Raw genomic sequence first — 20,157 nt, forward strand, 5'->3', positions numbered from 1 at the left:
GTTTGTTCGGGCGCCCCTTCGGAGTGTCACACCGTGCGGATAGGCTGGACGGATGACGCGTGCCGAGCAGCCACAGGCCGGAAACCCGGCCCCCGACGACGCCCTGGTCGCAGATTCCCGAGAGCGTGCTGTCCGCGCCTTGCTGCGCGTGCCGCAGCTGAAGCGCCTCTGGAGCGCTCAGCTCGTCGGCGGTGTCGGCGATGCCCTCGCCCTCCTTGTCCTGGTGGTGCTCGCGCTGCAAGCGGCCATCGCCGAGGGGGCGTTCGGGGGCGGCTATCGGGGGGTGGCGTTCGCCGTCACCGCCGTCTTCGGAGCACGCGTTCTCGCGACGCTGCTCTTCGGGGCGGTACTTCTGGGACCACTGAGTTCGATCACCTCGCCGGACGGTCCGCTCGACCGGCGCTGGACGATGGTCGTCTCGGACGGCCTGCGGGTCGCGCTCCTGATCGTCGCGCCGCTGTGGATCGACTGGACGCCGGACAACGCGCTGGCGGTCCTGCTCGTCACCGCCTTCGTGATCGGCGTCGCCGAGCGCTTCTGGACGGTCTGCCGGGAGAGCGCGGCGCCCGCGCTGCTGCCCGCGCCGCCCCTGGAGGGCGCGACGGTGCGGCCGCTGCCGGACCACATGGACGCACTGCGGCGCCTGTCGCTGCGTACGGGATTCATGGCGCTGCCCATCGCGGCCGCCGCGCTCGTCGCCGTCACGCTGATTGGGAACCTGCTCGGCGCCGGACTCGACTGGTTCGAGGTTCACCAGGCAGGGCTCGGCTCGTTCGTCGCCGCGGGACTCTTCGCGGCCTCGCTGTCGATCGTCTACTTCCTCGAACTTCCCGCCACGCAGACGCCACGCGCGCGTAGCCCGCTCGAAGGGCTGCGCAGGCCGCGCACCGGAAGCGGCGCAGACAAGGGCCGCACCGGCGCGATCCCGCTCCTGGTCGCCGCCTGCGCCGCGGTCGCCGGGGCCGTCGCGGCCTCCGTGGCGGTCGCCGTGCTGCACGCCAAGGACCTGGACGGCGGGCCCGTCACGTACGGCCTGATCGTCCTCGCGCTGACCGGCGGCACCGCCGTCGGCATCCGCACCGCACCGTCCCTGCTGCCCACGCTCCCGCGCCGCCGGCTGCTCGCGCTCGCGATCGCCCTCACCGGCGTCGCGCTGCTCGCCGCGGGCCTCGTGCCCGACGTGACGACCGTGCTGCTGCTCCTGGTGCTCACCGGAGTGGCCGCGGGCGTCGCCGCGCACACCGGGCACGCGCTGCTCGACCAGGAGGTCGAGGACTACCGCAGGGCGCGCACCACGGAGCACCTCCAGGCGGTCGTACGCCTCTCCGTCGCGCTCGGCGCGCTCGTGGCCCCCGTGGTCGCGGCGGCGATCGGGCCGCACCGCTTCGTCAACGGCAAGTTCGTCTTCGACCACGGAGGCGCCGCCTTCACGCTGATGCTGGTGGGCGCGCTGCTCCTGCCGGTGGCCGCGCTGGTGCTCGCCAAGATCGACGACCGGCAGGGAGTGCCGCTGCGGCACGACCTGCGGGACGCGCTGCGCGGCGGCGACGACCCCGTGCAGGGGATTGCGGCCACGGGCTTCTTCATCGCCCTGGAGGGCGGCGACGGCGCGGGCAAGTCCACGCAGGCCGAGGCGCTCGCCGAGTGGATCAGGGCCAAGGGCCACGAGGTCGTCGTGACGCGCGAGCCGGGTGCCACGCCGGTCGGCAAGCGGCTGCGGTCGATCCTGCTCGACGTGTCGTCCGCCGGACTCTCGCACCGGGCCGAGGCACTTCTGTACGCAGCCGACCGCGCCGAGCACGTCGACACGGTCGTACGTCCCGCTCTTGAGCGAGGCGCGGTCGTCATCTCCGACCGGTACATCGACTCGTCCGTGGCCTACCAGGGCGCGGGGCGCGATCTGTCCCCGACCGAGATCGCCCGCATCTCGCGCTGGGCGACCGCGGGGCTCGTTCCGCACCTGACGGTGCTGCTCGACGTCTCCCCGGAGGCCGCCCGCGAGCGGTTCACCGAGGCGCCCGACCGTCTCGAGTCGGAGCCCGCCGAGTTCCACACGCGCGTGCGGTCCGGCTTCTTGACGCTCGCCGCGGCCGACCCGGGGCGCTATCTGGTGATCGACGCAGCCCAGGAACCGGAGGCGGTCACGACCGTCGCCCGGCACCGGCTCGACCTGATGCTGCCGCTCTCCGAGGCCGAGGTGAAGGCGCAGGAGGAGGCCCGCAAGGCGGCCGAGGAAGAGGCGCGCCGCAAGGCCGAGGAAGAGGCCGCGCGCAAGGCCGAGGAGGAGCGCGTCGAGCGCGAGCGCCAGGAACAGCTCGCCAAGCTCCTCGCCGAGGAGGAGGAGCGCAAGCGCCGCGAGCTGGAGGAGGCGCAGCGCCGCGAGGCCGAGCGGCAGGCCGAGGAGGCCAGGCAGCGCGCCGAGGAAGCCAAGCGCAAGGCCGAGGAGGAGCAGGCGCGACTGCTCGCCGAGGAGAAGGTGCGGGCGGCCGAGGAGGCGCGGCGCCGCCGGGAGGCGGAAGAGGAGGCGCGGCTTCGGGCCGAGGCCGAGGCGCGACGGGTCGAGAAGCAGCGCAAGGCCGAAGAGGCGTTGCTGCGGGCCGAGGAGGCGCGGCGGTTGGCGGCGGCTTCGGCGGCCGCGGCCGCGGCGGCTTCGACGGCGACGTCTGCTTCCGCTTCGGCTTCCGCCTCCAGGCCGACCGGCGGTTCGGTCTCCAAGCCGGCTTCCAAGCCGGTCTCGAAGCCGGCGCCTGCTTCTGCGCCTGCTTCTGCCGCCGGGGACGCCCCGGACAACGAGACGACCGTGCCTACGCCCATCGTGAAGCCCGGCGCGGCTCCGGCTTCCGGCGCGGCTCCGGCTTCCGCCGCGGACGAGACGGCGGTGCTGCCCGCGGTGCGCGATGCCTCCGCCGCGGACGAGACGGCGGTGCTGCCGCAGCCGCCGGTGCCGGGGGCTGCCGACGAGACGGCCGTGCTGCCTTCCGTGCAGGAGGACAAGGTGCCGCCGGGCTACTTCCGCGACGAGCGGCCCGCGTCATCGCCCGAGCAGGGGTCCGCGTCCTCGTCCGGTGGCGGGAACGACCAGACCCGTGAGCTGCCCCAGGTCGACGAGCACGGGACGCCTCGACAGCGGCCCCGCTCGGACTGGGCGGAGGAGACTCCGCTGGACGATCTGCCCTCTCTGGCGGACGAGTTGCTGGGCGACCGGGATGAGGACGAGGACGACCGGGGGCGGAACGGCCGCAACGGACGCAGGGGGCGCTGAGCCTGTCTGAGAGCTCTCTGCGCCTCGCTGAACCGGCTCCCGCCGCGGGTGATCACACTGCCCGCGGCGGGAGCCGGTCCGCGTTGGCAGCGGGAGCCGGTCCGCGTTGTCAGTGGTGTGCTCCACAATGAATTCGACAGGGCGACGTGCGAGGTGCGAGGTGCGACGCAGGTGCAGATGCAGGATGTGCAGCGTGTTGCGGGGCGGAGGCGGTGACCTATGACCGTATGGGACGACCTGGTGGGCCAGGAGCGGGTGAGTGAGCAGCTCGGTGCCGCGGCTCGGGACGCCGACACGCTGGTCACCGCCGTGGCCACGGGCGCTCCGCGGCCCGAGTCGTCGAAGATGACGCACGCCTGGCTGTTCACCGGCCCCCCCGGCTCCGGGCGGTCCACCGCCGCCCGCGCCTTCGGCGCCGCGCTCCAGTGCACGAGCCCGGACCGCGCGCTCGGCGGCGTCCCCGGCTGCGGCTTCTGCGACGGGTGCCACACGAGCCTGGTCGGCACGCACGCCGACGTCGAAGTGGTGCGTACGGACCTGCTGTCCATCGGCGTCAAGGAGACCCGCGAGCTGGTCAGGCGGGCCCAGTTGTCGCCCGCGGGCGGCCGCTGGCAGGTCATCGTCCTGGAGGACGCCGACCGCCTCACCGAGGGCGCGGGCAACGTCCTGCTGAAGGCCGTGGAAGAGCCCGCCCCGCGCACCGTATGGCTGCTCTGCGCGCCCTCGCTGGAGGACGTGCTGCCCACGATCCGCTCCCGCTGCCGCCATCTGACGCTGCGTACGCCTCCGGTGGACGCCGTCGCGGACGTACTCGTCCGGCGCGACGGCATCGAGCCGGACGTCGCCGCGGCCGCCGCGCGCGCCACGCAGGGGCACATCGGCCGCGCCCGCCGCCTGGCGACCGACCCGAGGGCGCGCGAGCGCCGTGCCGCCGTGCTCAAGCTGCCCATGCGGGTGCAGGACATCGGCGGCTGCCTCAAGGCCGCGCAGGAGCTGATCGACACGGCGGGCGACGACGCTAAGCAGGTCGCCGAGGACGTGGACGTCAAGGAGACCGACGACCTCAAGGCGGCGCTCGGCGCGGAGAAGGGCGGCCGGATGCCGCGCGGCACGGCGGGCATCATGAAGGACCTGGAGGACCGCCAGAAGCGCCGCAGGACCCGCACCCAGCGCGACAGCCTCGACCTCGCACTCATCGAGCTGACCGGTGTCTACCGCGACGTGCTGACCCTTCAGCTCGGCTCCCGCGTGGCGCTGGCCAACACGGAGGTGCTCGACATGCTGGAGCGCCTGGCGCGCGGCACATCGCCCGAGTCCACGCTGCGCCGCATCGAGGCGATCGGCGCCTGCCGCGTCGCGCTGGACCGCAATGTGGCGCCGCTGCTCGCGGTGGAGGCGATGGCGGTGTCGCTGCGGGCGGGCTAGCAGCTCCTGGGCTGCGGACCTGAGGGTTGACGAAGTCACCCATACGAGCACTTCGCGTCACCGCGCCAACGCATAGAGTTAGTCTCGCGTGATGCGCATCAGAGGACTCCGCACCCCCGCGACCGTGTTCTTGGCCGCCGGACTGCTCATTTCCGGCTGCTCGGCCGGGAGCTCGACGGCGGACGCGTCCATGGCCGCGCTGCCCCGCGCCACCCCGCAGGAGCTGTCCCCGTACTACGGACAGAAGCTGAACTGGCGCGAGTGCGGCGTCCCCGGCTTCGAGTGCTCCTCGATGAAGGCGCCGCTGGACTACGCGAAGCCGGACGGCGAGGCCATCGAGCTCGCCGTCTCCCGGAAGAAGGCCACGGGCCCCGGCAAGCGCCTTGGCTCGCTCCTGGTCAACCCGGGCGGACCCGGCGGCTCGGCGATCGGCTACCTCCAGTCGTACGCGGCGCTCGGCTACCCCGAAGAGGTCCGCGCCCAGTACGACATGGCCGCAGTCGACCCGCGCGGCGTGGCCCGCAGCGAGCCCGTCACCTGCCTCGACGGCAAGCAGATGGACGCGTACACGCAGACGGACGTCACCCCGGACGACGAGCGCGAGACCGCCGAACTGTCGGACTCCTTCGCGAAGTTCGCCGCGGGCTGCGAGAAGCGCTCCGGTGAGGTGCTGCCGCATGTCTCCACGGTCGAGGCGGCCCGTGACATGGACATCCTGCGCGCGGTGCTCGGCGACGAGAAGCTGAGCTACGTGGGCGCTTCGTACGGCACGTTCCTGGGGGCGACGTACGCCGGGCTCTATCCCGACCGCGTCGGGCGCCTCGTCCTGGACGGCGCGATGGACCCGTCGCTGCCGGCCCGCCGTATGAACCGTGACCAGACGGCGGGCTTCGAGACGGCGTTCGGGTCGTTCGCGAAGGACTGCGTGGGCCGGGCGGACTGCCCGCTGGGCACCAAGAGCGAGTCGGACGCGGGCAAGCGCCTCAAGTCCCTCTTCGACGACCTGGACCGCACGCCGATCCCCGCCGGCGACTCCGACGGCCGCAAGCTCGGCGAGGCGCTCGCCACGACGGGCGTGATCGCCGCGATGTACGACGAGGCGGCCTGGCCCCAGCTGCGCACGGCGCTGACGGCCGCGATCAAGGACAAGGACGGCGCGGGCCTCCTCTCCCTCTCCGACAGCTACTACGAGCGCGACGCCGACGGAACGTACGCGAACCTCATGTTCGCCAACGCCGCCGTGAACTGCCTGGACCTGCCCCCGGCCTTCGCCACGGCGGCCGAGGTGAAGAAGTCGGTCCCGGACTTCGAGAAGGCGTCGCCGGTCTTCGGCGAGGGCTTGGCCTGGTCCTCGCTGAACTGCGCGTACTGGCCGGTGAAGGCGACGGGCGAGCCGCACCGCATCGAGGCGGACGGCGCGGCCCCGATCGTCGTGGTCGGCACCACCCGCGACCCGGCGACCCCCTACCGCTGGGCCGAGTCCCTGGCCGACCAGCTCTCCTCCGGCAAGCTGCTCACGTACGAGGGAGACGGGCACACGGCGTACGGACGGGGCAGCGAGTGCGTGGACTCGGCGATCAACGAGTACCTGCTGGACGGCAAGGCCCCGGAGGACGGAAAGCGCTGCTCGCAGGGGTGACGAGGGCCCCGGGCCCGCGCCCGCCGAGGGTGTGCGGAGCACCCCCGGAAACTGTGTAGACTTGGCCCCGCTGCTGATCGCACCATAGGTGCGGGACGCGTGCCGCCTTAGCTCAGATGGCCAGAGCAACGCACTCGTAATGCGTAGGTCTCGGGTTCGAATCCCGAAGGCGGCTCTGTGGAAGCCTCAGGACTCACTCGCCGTGACCTGGGGCTTTTGCTTTTGACGGATGCGGCGACGGCGCTGGGCACGAGCCGCGCGAGTGCCGCCGGTCGTCGATCCCGGTTTCCTCGAGCAGCTCCTTGAACTCTTCGTAGTCGGCGCGAGGGTCGCGGGGGCGTCCGTCCGGCCGTGAGAAGACGGCCTCACGGGGCGAGCGCGGTTCGCTGGGCGACTGGTATTACTGGTGCATGCAGGAAGAGACCGCGCGATCCGCGATCGACACGTTCATCTCCGCGTTCAACGCCTCGGACGACAGCTATGTGACTGGGCTGCTCTCCCAGGCCCTAACCTCTGACGTGGTCTTCTGGGGACCGTTGGGCCGCAGTGAGGGGATCGAGGCGGTCGAGCGGTTCGTGCTGGACATCCGGCGCCACCCCGCGGGGACCGGCACGATGGTGCGCTGTTCGGCGGTGGACATGCCGGACGAGTGGGCCCGGTACCAGTGGGTCTTCACGACGCCGGATGGCGGCCCCCGCCTGGCGGGTACGGACGTCGTCCATCTGCGGCGGAGCCTCATCGACCAGGTCATCGTCTTCGCGGGGGAGATCGAGCCGTCCGCCTCCTGAGTTGAGACCGGGCGGCGTCGGCGAACCTGGCGGCGTCGTCCCAGGCGCCGCCACCGCCAGTGCCAAGCGCCACGTCAGGCGCACTGCACCCTTACGAGCAGCCCGGCGCCCTGGTCCGGCCGAGTGCTGGACCAGGGCGCCGAGAGTGCACAGCCGTCGGACTTACAGGTACTCAAGCAGCCAGCTGACCGGAGCGTCGTCCACCGAGTCCGTGCCGCTGGTCTTCACACGCCCAATGCTGATCTTCTGGGCGCCCGCGGGGAGCTTCTCGGCGAGGCGTCCACTGGCCGCCTTGATGTCCCAGTTCTTGACGAGGGCCCAGATCTTGCCGTCATGGACAGCCACCCGAAGCCGCACATCCGCCCAGTCGGAGCCGAAGCTCAACCAGGCGTCCCCCCAGGTATTCGCCTGGTTGGCGGCCGGGACAGCCAGGGTGACGGTGTGCTTGTAGTGGATGAGTCCACCGTCTTCGTTGAACGCGAAGCCGTGCGGGATCTCGCCGGTCTGGAAGTTGGGCATCTGTTCTCCTTGTCTGTCCGGCGATCGGCACCGCTCGGGGAGCGGCGCCGGACACCGGAGGATCGGAGGTGCGCCTGTGATCAACGTGCGCCTCCCATCATCGGGCTGCCGATGACGACGTGGATGGCTTAGGCGCTTTTCTGCTGAAAAACTGGCGCAAAGCCGCGTCGAGGCACGAAGTGGGCGCCGTCGAACCTGTGGTGACCGTGCAAGCCGGAGACTCCGTGTCGCGGGGTGGTCTGCGCGGGCTCAGTTGTGGTCCCGGTTGGCCCGCCATCCGCAGTGGTGCAGATCCGTCCGAAGGCGTCCGGTGACCTAACTGGCCTGGGCTTTCGTGGGCTCGGTGGACTGTCCCGGATGGCACAGGAACAAGATCGGACAAACTCGTGATGCGCAGGAGTCAGCGGGCGTAGGAGCCCAGGCCCACCAGGCAGTAGACGTACTCGTTGATCGTGGAGCCGTTGAGGGTGTAGCGGTAGGAGAAGGCGTACTGCGTCTTCGGGTTGTCGTTGCAGCGGCTCATTTCTGAGGTCATGGGGATCGTCTGGATCACCTTGTAGTGGGCGTCGGTTGCCGAGCAGGACACCTCTTCTACGTCGTTGACCTCTTGCGCCGTGGTGGAGTCCGGGAGTGTGCCGTTGAGGCAGGTGCCCGACTCGAAGGGGGTGGGGGGCTCGCTCGTGGGCGTGGCGATCGGGGCTGTCGCTGTGGCGTAGGGGTCGTCTGTGGCCTGATCGGCGGTGGGTGGGGCGGCTGTGTACGGGGTGCTTGTCGAGGGGGTGTACGACTCCTGGCTTGTCGTGGGGGCTGGTGCGGCGCTGTCGTCGTCGCCCTGGTTCAGCAGCAGGATGACCACGAGCACGGCGCCGATGGCGCCGAGTGATGCCAGGCAGCCGCGGGCGGTGGAGCCGGGTGCGGGGCCGGGGCGTGGCGTGGGCGGTATGGGTTCGGGCACGCGGTCAGTATGGTTCAGGGGGTTGTTTTCGTGGAGTGGTTTTCTAGAAAATCGCTCTAGAAGTGATGTGCTCTAGGCTGGGTGACACCATGAGCCCCAAGCAGCAACGCGGTGAAGAGACCGCCGACCGACTCCTGGATGCCGCGCTCCGGGTGTACGCCGAATCCGGAGAGCAGGGCGTCACCGTCGGTGCGCTCACGAAGGCCAGCGGTGTCAGTCTCGGCAGCCTCTACCACCACTTCGGCAGCGTCGACGGGCTCATGAACGCCCTGCTGTTGCGCTGGCTCGGGCGTCTTCTTGCCGAGCTCGGCGCTTCCGTGGAGCGGTCTCGTACGGCTCGGACCGGTGTCCGTGCCCTTGTGCGGGCCTATCTGAAGTTCATCAAGGAGAACCCGGACGCCGCCCGGCTCCTGCACTCCTCGTACGCCGATCGGCTCGGGATGGCGCAGGCCAGGCAGCTTCGTGACGCTCAGGAGGCGCGGCTGTCTCCCATGACCGAGTGGATGCAGCGGCATGTTGACTCGGGTGAGGTCGCTGACTTGCCCATGTCCTTGATCGAGGGGCTTGTTCTGGGGCCCGTCGTCGCCACCGCGCGGCGCTGGCTCGCCGGCTTCGACGACGTCGATCTCGATCAGGCCGCGCGGGTGCTGCCGGAGCGGATCTGGCGGTCGCTCGTTCCTTGAGTGGGCGGCCTGCGAATTTCAGTGGCGTAGTGCCTTGCCGATCTCTGCCTTGGGTGTGCCGTCGAGGGAGCGGTTGCTGCGGGCCGTGCCGGACTTCGACTGGGCGGCTTCCACGTCGGTGATGTTGAGGACTGCCGTGTCGAGGAGGTTGCCGTCCTTGTCGCGGAAGTTGACGGAGACGGTGTAGTCCGCCTTCTTGTCCGTGGCGTTGGTGGCCGTGATCTTGGCTGTGGTCCGGCTGTCCTCGGATTTGGTGGGGCCGTCTACCTTCACGTCCGCCTTCGCGTCCACGCCGTCCTTCACTTCGGCCATCTTGGAGGCGGCGGCTTCCGTGGCGGACGAGACGGCTTCGCCCGCCTTGGCCGTGGCGGAGGCGGCCCTGTCCTTGGCCTTGTCCACGTCGCTCTCCGAGCAGGCGGTGGTGGTGAGGGCCAGGAGCGCGGTGACGGCTGCGGCGGTGGCCAGGCGGGCACGGGTGCGGATGCGGATGCGGGTGCGGGTGCGGTTCATGCGGACCACCTTCGGGGTGGTGGGGCGTGTGCGCGAGGTGGGGCGGCCGTATGGGTGCGGGTTCGCGGGGCGGGCCGTCGGTAGGTGTGGGGCGTCGGTGGGTGTGGGGTGTCGGTAGGTGTGGGGCGTCGGTGCTGGCCGTCTGTGGGTGCGGTGCCGCGCCGGTATGTCCGTCCTCGCTGTCGTCCGGTGGCCGCCTTGGTGCTTCGGCGCCGGAGCGCCGGGAACCGTGCTCCGGGCGGACAGACCGGCGCGTCCCCTCGCGTCTCGCTGCCGGCTGCGGCCCGTCGGTCGTCGCTGTGGGTACTCCGGGGGGCTCCCGGTCCCGCTCGACGCAGTGCGAAGATGCCGCGATGAGTGCTGACGGTGTTGCCGCCTACGTTCGTTACGAGTCGCCCGTGCGTCATCCGCGGGGGCACTTCCCCGGGGTCTTCGTGCTGGTCAACGGGCTCGCCAAGGAGGGGAAGTTGACGCCGGAGCAGGAGAGGTTCCGGCGGGTCAACAACGACTGGTACGACGCCGCGTATCCGATCCCCTCGAAGGTCGACCCCAGCGTCTACGACCGCGATGCCATGCCCGGCGCCATGGCCTGGTTCAAGGTCACCGCCACGCATCTCATCGAGCGCGTACCCGGGTATCTGGAGATTCTGGACGCGCACGGCATCGAGTGCCGGGTCGTGCGGTCCTCGGATCCCGGGCGGATCGTCTACGAGGACGAGTTCCAGGTCGTGGTCATGCCGTACGAGGCGTAGGCGCACGCCGCCGGAGTCCGGCGGGGAGTTATGAGGATCCTGTCAGGCCGCTGTCCGGATTCCGTCAGGCCCGTGACGCCCCGCCTATGCTCCACACCATGTGCGCTTTTGTCCTGGTCGCGGAGGACGACGAGAAACAGGCCGAGCTGGTCCGCCGCTATCTGGAGCGCGAGGGCCACACGGTCGCCGTCGTCCACGACGGGCGCGCCGCGATCGACGAGGTGCGGCGCAGGCCGCCGGATCTGCTCGTGCTCGACGTGATGATGCCGCGGGTCGACGGGCTCGGTGTCACGCGTGTCCTGCGGGGCGGGAGGGGGCCGGAGGTCGGGATTCCGATCTTGATGTTGACCGCCCGTACCACCGAGGACGATCTGTTGCTCGGGCTCGATCTGGGGGCCGACGACTATCTGACGAAGCCCTACAGTCCGCGCGAGTTGATGGCCCGTGTCCGCACGCTGCTGCGGCGTTCCCAGGGCACTCATCATCCGGTCGTCGAGGGGGCCGACGCCGTCTCGCGTGTGCTGCGGGTCGGTGGGCTCTCCGTTGATCCCGTGCGGCACGAGGTGACCGTCGACGGGCGGCTCGTCGAGTGCACGCCGGGGGAGTTCGAACTGCTCGCGGCGCTGGCCGCGGAGCCCGAGCGGGTGTTCACGCGGCCTCAGCTGCTGGACCGTATCCACGGGTCGTCCGGATACATATCGGTGCGCACCGTCGACGTACACGTACTGAATCTGCGCAAGAAGATCGAGGTCGATCCGCGCAGACCCTGCCATCTGGTGACCGTCTTCGGCGTCGGGTACAAGCTCACGGGTGCGGCCTTCGGCGCGGCTCTCGGGGCGGCGGCGCGTCGTGGCGCGTGACATACCGTTCCGCAAGAGCCTGCTGCCCCGGCTGCTTGCGGTCTCCGTGCTCGTCTCCGTCGTCTCGATCGCCGCCACCGCCTGGCTCGCCGCGCAGACCACCTCCGGCGCGATCCGGCAGGAGCAGGGGCAGGTGCTCGCCGATGACGCGCGTGTCTACGACGAACTGCTCGGTCTCGGGGCCGGTGCGCCCGGGTGGCGGGGTGCCGAGAAGACCGTGCGGGAGCTGTCCCGGCAGACCGGGCGGCGCATCGCCCTGACCACCCAGAACCGTGTCGTCATCGCCGACTCGCGGAGCAAGGGCGGCAAGGGCGCGGCCGGTGTCGAACTGCCGTCCAAGGCCTCCGCCGTCGTCGATCCGCTCGCCGTCGACGGGGCGCTGACCGCCGGTGCGGGGAACGCGGACGCGGCGGGCGGCGGCCAGGACCGCATCGATCCGCGCGCTGTCGGGCCCTTCCGGCTGCCGGGGGCGGAGCGGAAGGAGCTGGCGAAGGTGGCGGCGAGTGTCGTGGGCTGCATGCACGACCTCGGGGTTTCCGCGCGGGCCGTCCAGGGGCCCAGCGGGCGGCCGCGGGTCGAGGCGCCCAACGACCCGTCCCAGTACCTCGACTCCACCTGCCGTGACTACCGTCTCGACATGCCCACCCGTACGGAGAGCAAGGCGCTCGACCGTCTCAACGAGCTGACCAACGCGTGCCTGCGGCGCGGTGACGCCCCGCCCGTCAAGGTCGGGCTCGATCTGACGTGGTGGCAGTCGGTGGGCGAGTTCGACCGGCGCTCCGGGCGCTACATCCCCACCGAGACCGAGGCGCCCACCGAGGCGGAGACGCCCACGCCCACGGAGCCGGATGCCGGGACGGGCCCCGCCGAGCCGGGTGCTCCTCCCGAGGGTGGGCGTACGCCCACCAGTACCCCCGCGGAATCGCCGGCCCCCGAGCCGTCGGGCGGTGTCAGCCGCGTCGACAGCAAGTTCGACACCAAGACCGCGGCCTGCGTGGGCAGCGCCCGGCGCGAGCAGCTCGGGTCGTACGTCTCCGCGCCCGCGCTCCTCTTCGTCACCAGCTCCGACGGTTCGCGCAGCGCGGCGGCCCGCGCGGGCGAGAACTCGGGGTTCAGCCTCTCCGGGGCCAACACCACCCGGCTCGCGGGCCTCTCGGCGGCCATCCTCGCGGTGACGGTCGCCGTGACCGCCTTCGCAGCGACCCGGCTGACCCGGCCGCTGCGGGCGCTGACCGCCGCGACCCAGCGGATGAAGACGGGCGAGGCGGCCGAACCCGTCACCGCGCGCTCGGCGGGATCGGCGGGGGAGATCCGCCAGCTCGCCGACGCCTTCAACGACATGGCCGCCCACCGCAAGGCCCTTGAGGACCAGCGCCAGGCCATGGTGAGCGACGTCGCGCACGAGCTGCGTACGCCGCTGTCGAACATCCGCGGCTGGCTGGAGGCGGCCGAGGACGGCGTGGTCGCCACCGATCCGGAGCTCGTCTCCTCGCTCCTGGAAGAGGCGCTGCTGCTCCAGCACATCGTCAACGACCTGCAGGATCTTGCCGCCGCCGACGCCGGTACGCTCCGGCTGCACCGCGAGCCCGTGCACGCGTCCGACGTCGTGGACCAGGTCGCGGCGGCGCACCAGCAGGGCGCCGAAGCGGCGGGCGTACGGCTGAGCGCGACGACGCTCGGCGACCCCTGCTTCACGGCCGATCCGCTCCGGCTGCGGCAGGCCATCGGGAACCTGGTGTCCAACGCGATCCGGCACACCCCGGAGGGCGGCAGTGTCACGATCAGCTGCCGCGCCACGCTCGACGCGGTGGTGGCGGAGGTCGCCGACACCGGTACCGGCATCGCCCCCGACGACCTGCCGCACGTCTTCGACCGCTTCTGGCGCGCGGACAAGTCGCGTACGCGGGCGACGGGTGGCAGCGGGCTCGGCCTCGCGATCGTGCGGCAGCTGGTGGAGGGGCACGGCGGGACCGTGACGGCCCGGAGCACGCCGGGGGAGGGGGCGGTGTTCACGGTGCGGGTGCCGTCGGAATGACGGACGCTGTGGGTGTTACCGGTGGATACCACGGCGGGGCGTCAGGGCGGGGCTCGTCCACGTGAGCGAATGGTGGGCGATCGGTGAGCACCTGGTGTCGGAATCCGGACTACGGCGCCGGTGACCGGCAGCGGCCGGGGTCCGCGGACCGGTGCCTCTCGCGTGGGCACGGCGACTCGCTCGCGACTGACCCGATTCCGCGAGCACCTCAACTTCTCTTCCCCGTAAGGAAGTTGAGGATGCCTCGCAGGAACTGATCGGGCCCGGCCGCAACGGTGACACTCCCCCGAGTTACGCGCTTGGCGCGAGTACCGGCGGGGCCGGGCCCGATGTCTTCATCCCATCAGGGGCCGCCAACCGATCGCTAACATGTGGCCAACGGTTGGCGGGAGATGGCGTGGACGTGCGGTGCGACGGGTTGCGGTTCGGACTCCTGGGTGCGCCCGCCGTGTACGACGCCGACGGCGAGCCCCAGCCCGTGCAGAGCGCCAAGGGCCGTGCGCTGCTGGCCGCGCTGCTGCTCGAACCGGGCCGGGTGGTCTCCGTCGACGCCCTCAAGGACGCCCTGTGGGGCGGCGCCCCGCCCGCGTCCGCGCACGCCTCGCTGCAGAACCACGTGACGCGCCTTCGCCGGCTCCTGGACGATCCGGAACGGCTGCGGGCGGTGCCTCCGGGGTACCGGCTGCGGGTGGCCGAGGGCGAGCTCGACGTACGGGTCTTCGAGCAGCTGGTCGCGCGGGCTCGGGCCGCGCACGCGGAACGTGACTGGGAGGGCTGCGCGGACGCCGCGTCCGGCGCGCTCTCCCTGTGGCGCGGTACTCCGCTGGGCGGGCTGCCCGCGGACTCGGCGGGGCACGCGCTCGTACCGCGCCTGGAGGAGGCGCGGCTGCTCGCCCTCGAACTGCGCTACGACGCCGAACTGGCGAGCGGGGCCGATGGCGGAGGGCTCGTGCCGGAGCTGGCGGAACTGGTCGCCGAGTACCCCCTGCGGGAGACCTTCCACCGGCAGCTGATGCTGGTGCTGCACCGCACGGGCCGCCAGGCGGAGGCGCTCGCCGTCCACCGCGAGCTGCGGCGCAGGCTGGTGGACGAACTGGGCGTGGAGCCGGGCGCCTTGGTGCGGGAGGCGCACCGCGAGGTGCTGCGGGAGCCTGCGGGGGCGGGGTTGGGGGGACGCGAGAGGGGCGCCTCGGGGGGCTTGGCCTCGGGACGCTTGACCTCGGCGGGCTCGGCCTCGGGGGGCTCGGCCTCGGTCCCGGCGGGCGTGGCTCCGGCGGACGTGGCTCCGGCGGACGTGGCTCCGGCGGGCGTGGTCCCGGCGGGCGTGGTCCCGGCGGACGTGGCCCCGGGGGGTGATGCGGCGTCCGCCGCGCGTCTCGCCCCTGGGGGCGACGCGGCATCCCCCGCACACCCCGCCCCAGTACCCCAAGCATCCGCAGGTCCGGAAGCCCAGGCGCCCGCCCCTCAGGGCTCCGGCACGGTGGCCCCCACAGCCGTGCCAGCAGCCGTGCCCGCGCCCGCGCCCACGCCCGTATCCACCCCTGCCCTCACCCGCCCAGCCCAACTCCCGCCGTCCCCGCCCCACTTCACCGGCCGCGAGGAAACAGTCCGCTCCCTGGCGCAGCTCCTCACGGGGCAGGGCGGCAGTGACGAAGCGCCCGGCCGGGCGACCGGGGCCGTGCCCCCGGTCGCCGTGCTGTCCGGCATGGCGGGCGTGGGGAAGAGCGCACTGGCCCTGCACGTGGCGCACCGGCTGCGCGAGCACTTTCCCGACGGGCAGCTCTACGTCAATCTGCGCGGGGCCACCCCGGGCATGACGCCCCTCACGCCCGAGCAGGCCCTCGCCGCCCTGCTCCGCGACCTCGGCGTCGAGTCCAGCCACAGCCCCGAACACCCGGACGCCGCAGCCGCGTTGCTCCGCTCGCTGCTCGCGCCCACCCGTACCCTGCTGGTCCTGGACGACGCGGCGACCGCCGCGCAGGTGCGGCCGCTGCTGCCCGCGGGCCCCGGCTGCGCGGTCATCGTCACCAGCCGTTCGCCGCTCACCGCGCTCGACGGCGCGGGGCGCTTCCCGCTGGCTCCGCTCTCCGACGGGGACAGCGCCGCCCTGCTGCGTGCCGTCTCCGGGCGCGCGGGGCTCGACGCGGGGCACCGGCTGGTCGAGCTCGCGGGCCGCCTCCCGCTGGCCCTGCGCATCATCGCGGCCCGCCTCGCCGCCCGCCGCGCGCTCACCCCGGACGCACTCGCCGAGCTGCTCACCGTCAGCGGCGGGCGGCTGCACCACCTGGAGCACGACGACTTGAGCGTGCGGCGCTCGCTCGCCGTGGCCCTGGACGCGCTGCGTACGTCGGAGCGCGAGTCCGACCGGGACGCGGCCGCCGCCCTCGCCGCGATCGGTGCGCTGGACCTGCCCGCGTACGGAATCCCGCTCGTCGCCCGGCTGTTGGGGGTGGAGGAGTGGCGCGCGGGTGCCGCCCTCGACCGGCTCGTCGACGTCGCGCTCCTCGACGAGACGGCCTACGGCCGCTACGCCCCGCACGATCTCGTACGCGACTTCGCGCGGGAGGCGGCCCACCAGGACGGGACAGCGGCTGCGGACGTCGTGGAATCGGCGCTCCAGTGGTACGCGGAGTCGGCGCGCGAGACCGTGCTGGCGATCATGCCGGAGGGCCTGGACCGCGACGACCGGGTGCGGGGGGTCGAGGAGTGGCTGCCGCCTCGGCGCACCGCCGACGGCGCCCCGATCCCCGCCGTGCCGCCGATGTCCACCGACGACGCCTACGCCTGGGGCGACACGGAGCTCGCCAACGTCATCGCCCTCGCCGAACGCCACGGCCGCTCATCGGCCCTGCTGCCCCTGCTGGTCCGCTGTTTCTTCTCGTACCTCAAGCGCCGTGGCCGGCTCACCGAGGCGGACCTCCTCAACCGCCTCGCGGTGACCGCCGCCCGGCGCCGGCGCGACACCGCGGGCGAGGCGCAGGCCCTCACCGACCTCGCGGGCCTCAACTACGTGTCGGGGCGCAGCGGTGCGGCGCTCGCGCTGATCGACGAGGCGCTCGACCTGTGGCGCCGGCTCGACCGGGTGTCGTTCGTCCACCGCGCCGTCCTCAACCGCAGCCTCCTGCTCGAAGCCCTCGGCCGGTACGAGGAGGCGGCCGAGGCGCTGCGGCAGAGCCTGGAGCTCGCCAAGACCATGGACGATCCGCTGAGCGAGGCGTTCGCCCTCAGCCACCTCGGCAACATCTACGAGCACACCGACGTGCGCACCGCGATCGACCATCACCAGCGGAGCCTGGCGATCGGCGAGGCCCTCGCGCACGCCGGTGTCCGCCAGGAGGCGCACTGCGACATCGGCTACGCCTACCTCCTCCTCGACGAACCGGACGTCGCGCTCACGCACTTCGAGGAGAGCCTGCGCATCCACGGCGAGGCCGAGGACTGGCACAACGAGTCCAAGGTGCGCCTCGGCGTGGTCCGCGCCCTGCGCGAGGTGTCCCGGGCGCGGGACGCGGCGCGCGAGTGCGCCGACCTCCTGGAGCGTGCGGAGCAGCGGGCCGACGCGCACATGGCGGGGCTCGCCCGCCATCAGCGCGGGCTTCTGCTGTACGCGGAGGGGCGCGCCGAAGAGGCGTACGCCTTGTGGAGGTCGGCGCTCGCGGCGCTCGACGGCACGGACAGCAGCGAGGTCGTCGGCGAACTGAAGGACTTGCTCGCGGGTTCGGCGGCGAGCTGAAGGACTTGCTCGCGGGTTCGGCGGCAAACTGAAGGACCTGCTCGCGGGTTCGGCGGCGGGCTGAACTTCCGCTGACCGCAGGCTACTTCGCGCCTACTTCCCGGCTTCTCTACTTCCCCGCTTCCCTACTTCGCGTCCGCGTAGCACTCCACCACGGCGACGGAGAACGGGAAGCGCACCGGCGTCTCGCCGAACGTGATGCGCCCCGCCAGGTCACCGGCCGCGCGGATCGCCTCCGTGACCGCCGCTGCCTCCTCCTGCGGGCAGTGCACGATGACCTCGTCGTGCTGGAAGAAGACCAGCTCGGCGCGGAGACCGGCCGCGGCGATGGACTGCCGCAGCGCGGCCAGCATCAGCAGGGCCCAGTCGGCGGCGCTGCCCTGGACGACGAAGTTACGGGTGAAACGGCCGCGGGCGCGGGTGTTGGAGGAGGCGTACCCGGGAGTGAACTCCCCATCCTGAGCGGGAATTTCAGCAGGCTCCTCCTGTGGGATGCCCGCCTCGTCGAAGTCGTCCGCGCCGGCCGCCGGCGGGCTCGTCCGTCCCAGCCAGGTCCGTACGAGCCGGCCCTCCTCGCCCGCTTTCGCCGCGTCGTCCACGTACGCGACCGCTGCGGGGAATCTGCGGCGCAGTGCCGCCAGGTTCTTCAGGCCGTCGCCCGAGGTCTGCCCGTACACAGCGCCGAGCAGCGCGATCTTGGCGTGGTCGCGGTCGCCGGAGAACGCGCGGTCCGAGAGGCGCGTGTAGAGATCCTCGTGGCTGCCCGCCACCTCCATCAGGCCCCGGTCGCGGGAGATCGCGGCGAGGACCCGCGGCTCCATCTGGTCGGCGTCGGCGACCACGAGGCGCCAGCCGGGGTCGGCGACGACCGCACGCCGGATGATCTTGGGGATCTGCAGCGCGCCGCCGCCGTTCGTGGTCCAGCGGCCGCTGACCGTGCCGCCCGGCGTGTACTCGGGGCGGAAGCGGCCGTCGCGCACCCAGTCCTGGAGCCAGCTCCAGCCGTGCGCCGTCCAGATCCGATACAGCTTCTTGTACTCGATGAGGGGCCGCACGGCCGGGTGGTCGATCTCCTCCAGCGCCCAGCGGCGGGTGGACGTGATCCTGATCCCGGCCTGCGCGAAGGCCTTGATCACGTCGTTCGGCAGGTCGGGGCGGACGCGGCGGCCGAAGGCGGCGGAGATCTCGTCGGCGAGCTCGGCGAGGCGGCGGGGCTCGGCCGCTCCCGCGTTCCTGCCGCCGCCCGCGTACCGCTCGCCGAGGAGCTCGGTGAGCAGGGCGTGGTGGACGTCGGCGCGCCAGGGCAGGCCCGCCACGTTCATCTCGGCGGCCACCAGCATCCCCGCCGACTCGGCCGCCGTGAGCAGGCGCATCCTGCCGGGGTGCTCGGCGGCCTCGTGTCTTCGCTGCTGCGCGGCATACACCTCCAGGAGGGCATCGAAGGGGAGGGAGGTCACGGGGGAGGGCTCGAAGAGGGAGTCCTGGGCGCCGGGGGCGGCGGCTCTGGGGGGCGGATCGTTCGGCACGGGCGCGTTGTGCAGGCGGGCCCAGGCGGCGGCCGCCGAGCGGGGTTCGCCGAGGCGGCCCTCGTGGCCGAGCAGGAGCAGCTCGGCGTCCTCGATGTCATAGCACCGGCTCACCCGGACGCCGGCGCCGAGCAGGGCGGGATAGATCTCGGCGGTGGACCGCCAGACCCAGCGGCTCGCGCCCGGCCTGTCGCGCACGGCCCTGGCGAGATCCGGCTCGTGCAGGACCGGCCCGGAGGGCAGGCCGTCTTCCCCGAGGGGGGCGAGGGTGGCGCCTCCGGCCTCGGTGGCGGCGAGGGCCCACCTTTCGGTCATGCGGTCGAGTGTCTCAGCCGCCACTGACAATCCCGCGGAGAAGGCTTCGGGCGGGCCCGCCCGGTCACTCCCCCCGGTGGTGCGGGACCACGTCCGGGGGTCCCCGACATGCGGGGGGTGGCCGGCGCTGCGAGGCTCTGAGCCATGAGAGTGGCCCTTGCGCAGACCGACTGTGTCCTCGGCGAGGTGGACGAGAACCTCGCGGAGGCCCGGGACCAGGTCGGTCAGGCGGCGGCGCAGGGTGCCGACCTCGTCGTCTTCCCCGAGCTGAGCCTGCACGGCTACCACTTGGGCGGCCTGAAACGGGACACGTCGCTGGACGCGAAGGACATCCGCCTCCTGGAGCTCTCCTCGCTCGGCCCCGATGTGATCGTGGGCCTGCACGAGCACACGAGTCTGCGCGCGTACAACACGTCCGCGTACTACGCGGAGGGCCAACTCCTCCACGCCCACCGGAAGTTGTACCTCCCCAACTACCTGGCCTGGGAGGAGCGCAAGCACGTCAGCCCGGGCCAGCACCTGCGTGCGTACGACCTGCCGGGCGGGCGCGGGCGCGCGGCGACCCTCGTCTGCAACGACGCGTGGCAGCCGGTGCTGCCGTGGCTTGCGGTGCAGGACGGGGCGGAGGTCATCGTCATCCCCACGAACAGCGCGGCGAGCCTGGACCCCGAGTCGATGGACACGGGCCTGTACTGGGACACGCTGCTGTCCTACACGGCCCGCATGCTCCAGTGCTGGGTGGTCTTCGTGAACCGGGTCGGGAACGAGAACGGGGCGTCGTTCTGGGGCGGTTCACGGGTGGTGGACCCGCGCGGGACGGTGGTGGCGCAGGCGCCGAAGTGGGAGCCGGGCCTGGTGACGGTCGACATCGACGTCCACGAGGCGCGGCGGCATCGGCGGGCGGTGCCGTTGGTGGCGGAGGCGCGGCTGGGCCTGATCGACCGGGAGGTACGGCGGCTTATCGACGAGGGCGGCGACAGCTGAGGGGTTGCCTGCGGCGGGCTGGGCGGTCTTTTCTGTTGCCGCGGGCGGCTGGGGGCCCCTCCTGAACGGGGCCCTCCCACCCACCCGCCCGATCACCCGGCAGCTTTGCCTGCGCCGAACAGGCCTCTCCCACCCGCCCGCCCGATCACCCCGAAGCTCTGCCTGCGCCGA

14 protein-coding genes and 1 tRNA gene are annotated in these 20,157 nt (G+C 72.3%); 11 read left to right on the forward strand and 4 right to left on the reverse strand.

All coding sequences use genetic code 11. From position 1 onward, the window contains the following. Window positions 1-52: 52 nt before the first annotated feature. From tmk to ACIGXX_RS15330, 5 genes are all read left to right on the forward strand, one after another. The gene (gene tmk / locus ACIGXX_RS15310; RefSeq protein ID WP_399975856.1) at window positions 53-3,262 is read left to right on the forward strand and encodes a dTMP kinase; all 3,210 of its coding nucleotides are present in this window, start codon (window positions 53-55) and stop codon (window positions 3,260-3,262) included. A gap of 219 nt (window positions 3,263-3,481) precedes the next feature. Then, window positions 3,482-4,687 (forward strand): DNA polymerase III subunit delta', encoded by a 1,206-nt coding sequence (locus ACIGXX_RS15315; RefSeq protein ID WP_351166873.1) that lies wholly within the window; start codon window positions 3,482-3,484, stop codon window positions 4,685-4,687. A gap of 91 nt (window positions 4,688-4,778) precedes the next feature. Then, window positions 4,779-6,326, forward strand: a complete 1,548-nt coding sequence (locus ACIGXX_RS15320) for an alpha/beta hydrolase (protein WP_399975860.1) — start codon at window positions 4,779-4,781, stop codon at window positions 6,324-6,326. A gap of 101 nt (window positions 6,327-6,427) precedes the next feature. Beyond that, window positions 6,428-6,501, forward strand: a tRNA-Thr gene (locus ACIGXX_RS15325). A 235-nt stretch (window positions 6,502-6,736) separates the two neighbouring features. Then, window positions 6,737-7,114, forward strand: a complete 378-nt coding sequence (locus ACIGXX_RS15330; RefSeq protein ID WP_351166839.1) for a nuclear transport factor 2 family protein — start codon at window positions 6,737-6,739, stop codon at window positions 7,112-7,114. A gap of 162 nt (window positions 7,115-7,276) precedes the next feature. On the opposite strand, the gene ACIGXX_RS15335 is transcribed toward ACIGXX_RS15330, so the two are convergent. Next, the gene (locus ACIGXX_RS15335) at window positions 7,277-7,633 is read right to left on the reverse strand and encodes a hypothetical protein (RefSeq protein ID WP_351166838.1); all 357 of its coding nucleotides are present in this window, start codon (window positions 7,631-7,633) and stop codon (window positions 7,277-7,279) included. A gap of 400 nt (window positions 7,634-8,033) precedes the next feature. Continuing rightward, window positions 8,034-8,588, reverse strand: coding sequence for a hypothetical protein (locus tag ACIGXX_RS15340; RefSeq protein WP_399975864.1), 555 nt, complete (start codon window positions 8,586-8,588; stop codon window positions 8,034-8,036). An 89-nt stretch (window positions 8,589-8,677) separates the two neighbouring features. On the opposite strand from ACIGXX_RS15340, the gene ACIGXX_RS15345 reads away from it, so the two are divergent. Next, window positions 8,678-9,271 carry a TetR/AcrR family transcriptional regulator gene (locus ACIGXX_RS15345; RefSeq protein ID WP_351166834.1) on the forward strand — a complete coding sequence of 198 codons (594 nt, stop codon included), beginning with the start codon at window positions 8,678-8,680 and terminating at the stop codon, window positions 9,269-9,271. Window positions 9,272-9,289: 18 nt separating this feature from the next. Here ACIGXX_RS15345 and ACIGXX_RS15350 read toward each other — a convergent pair whose 3' ends face one another. After that, window positions 9,290-9,781, reverse strand: coding sequence for an FxLYD domain-containing protein (locus ACIGXX_RS15350; protein ID WP_399975868.1), 492 nt, complete (start codon window positions 9,779-9,781; stop codon window positions 9,290-9,292). Between the two features lie 353 nt (window positions 9,782-10,134). Between ACIGXX_RS15350 and ACIGXX_RS15355 the strand changes: the two genes are divergently transcribed. From ACIGXX_RS15355 to ACIGXX_RS15370, 4 genes are all read left to right on the forward strand, one after another. After that, complete coding sequence (locus tag ACIGXX_RS15355; RefSeq protein WP_351166831.1) at window positions 10,135-10,533, forward strand: hypothetical protein; 399 nt, start codon at window positions 10,135-10,137, stop codon at window positions 10,531-10,533. A 98-nt stretch (window positions 10,534-10,631) separates the two neighbouring features. Continuing rightward, window positions 10,632-11,393, forward strand: a complete 762-nt coding sequence (locus tag ACIGXX_RS15360; RefSeq protein WP_351166829.1) for a response regulator transcription factor — start codon at window positions 10,632-10,634, stop codon at window positions 11,391-11,393. Beyond that, the gene (locus ACIGXX_RS15365; RefSeq protein ID WP_399975873.1) at window positions 11,383-13,428 is read left to right on the forward strand and encodes an ATP-binding protein; all 2,046 of its coding nucleotides are present in this window, start codon (window positions 11,383-11,385) and stop codon (window positions 13,426-13,428) included. The genes ACIGXX_RS15360 and ACIGXX_RS15365 overlap by 11 nt, the downstream gene beginning before the upstream one ends. A gap of 403 nt (window positions 13,429-13,831) precedes the next feature. Next, the gene (locus tag ACIGXX_RS15370) at window positions 13,832-17,161 is read left to right on the forward strand and encodes a BTAD domain-containing putative transcriptional regulator (RefSeq protein ID WP_399976007.1); all 3,330 of its coding nucleotides are present in this window, start codon (window positions 13,832-13,834) and stop codon (window positions 17,159-17,161) included. A 125-nt stretch (window positions 17,162-17,286) separates the two neighbouring features. Here ACIGXX_RS15370 and ACIGXX_RS15375 read toward each other — a convergent pair whose 3' ends face one another. Beyond that, complete coding sequence (locus tag ACIGXX_RS15375) at window positions 17,287-19,002, reverse strand: bifunctional 3'-5' exonuclease/DNA polymerase (RefSeq protein ID WP_399975876.1); 1,716 nt, start codon at window positions 19,000-19,002, stop codon at window positions 17,287-17,289. A gap of 144 nt (window positions 19,003-19,146) precedes the next feature. On the opposite strand from ACIGXX_RS15375, the gene ACIGXX_RS15380 reads away from it, so the two are divergent. Continuing rightward, window positions 19,147-19,986, forward strand: a complete 840-nt coding sequence (locus tag ACIGXX_RS15380) for a nitrilase-related carbon-nitrogen hydrolase (RefSeq protein ID WP_351166823.1) — start codon at window positions 19,147-19,149, stop codon at window positions 19,984-19,986. The last annotated feature ends 171 nt before the right edge of the window (window positions 19,987-20,157 follow it).

Source organism: Streptomyces sp. NPDC055243, from assembly GCF_044544025.1.
In the GTDB taxonomy this organism is placed as follows: domain Bacteria; phylum Actinomycetota; class Actinomycetes; order Streptomycetales; family Streptomycetaceae; genus Streptomyces.

Excerpts from the sequence above, each read along its gene's own strand:
- tmk (WP_399975856.1), top strand. The coding sequence starts at position 53 with ATGACGCGTGCCGAGCAGCCACAGGCCGGAAACCCGGCCCCCGACGAC.
- ACIGXX_RS15315 (WP_351166873.1), top strand. The coding sequence starts at position 3,482 with ATGACCGTATGGGACGACCTGGTGGGCCAGGAGCGGGTGAGTGAGCAG.
- ACIGXX_RS15320 (WP_399975860.1), top strand. The coding sequence starts at position 4,779 with ATGCGCATCAGAGGACTCCGCACCCCCGCGACCGTGTTCTTGGCCGCC.
- ACIGXX_RS15330 (WP_351166839.1), top strand. The coding sequence starts at position 6,737 with ATGCAGGAAGAGACCGCGCGATCCGCGATCGACACGTTCATCTCCGCG.
- ACIGXX_RS15335 (WP_351166838.1), bottom strand. The coding sequence starts at position 7,633 with ATGCCCAACTTCCAGACCGGCGAGATCCCGCACGGCTTCGCGTTCAAC.
- ACIGXX_RS15345 (WP_351166834.1), top strand. The coding sequence starts at position 8,678 with ATGAGCCCCAAGCAGCAACGCGGTGAAGAGACCGCCGACCGACTCCTG.
- ACIGXX_RS15350 (WP_399975868.1), bottom strand. The coding sequence starts at position 9,781 with ATGAACCGCACCCGCACCCGCATCCGCATCCGCACCCGTGCCCGCCTG.
- ACIGXX_RS15355 (WP_351166831.1), top strand. The coding sequence starts at position 10,135 with ATGAGTGCTGACGGTGTTGCCGCCTACGTTCGTTACGAGTCGCCCGTG.
- ACIGXX_RS15360 (WP_351166829.1), top strand. The coding sequence starts at position 10,632 with ATGTGCGCTTTTGTCCTGGTCGCGGAGGACGACGAGAAACAGGCCGAG.
- ACIGXX_RS15375 (WP_399975876.1), bottom strand. The coding sequence starts at position 19,002 with ATGACCGAAAGGTGGGCCCTCGCCGCCACCGAGGCCGGAGGCGCCACC.
- ACIGXX_RS15380 (WP_351166823.1), top strand. The coding sequence starts at position 19,147 with ATGAGAGTGGCCCTTGCGCAGACCGACTGTGTCCTCGGCGAGGTGGAC.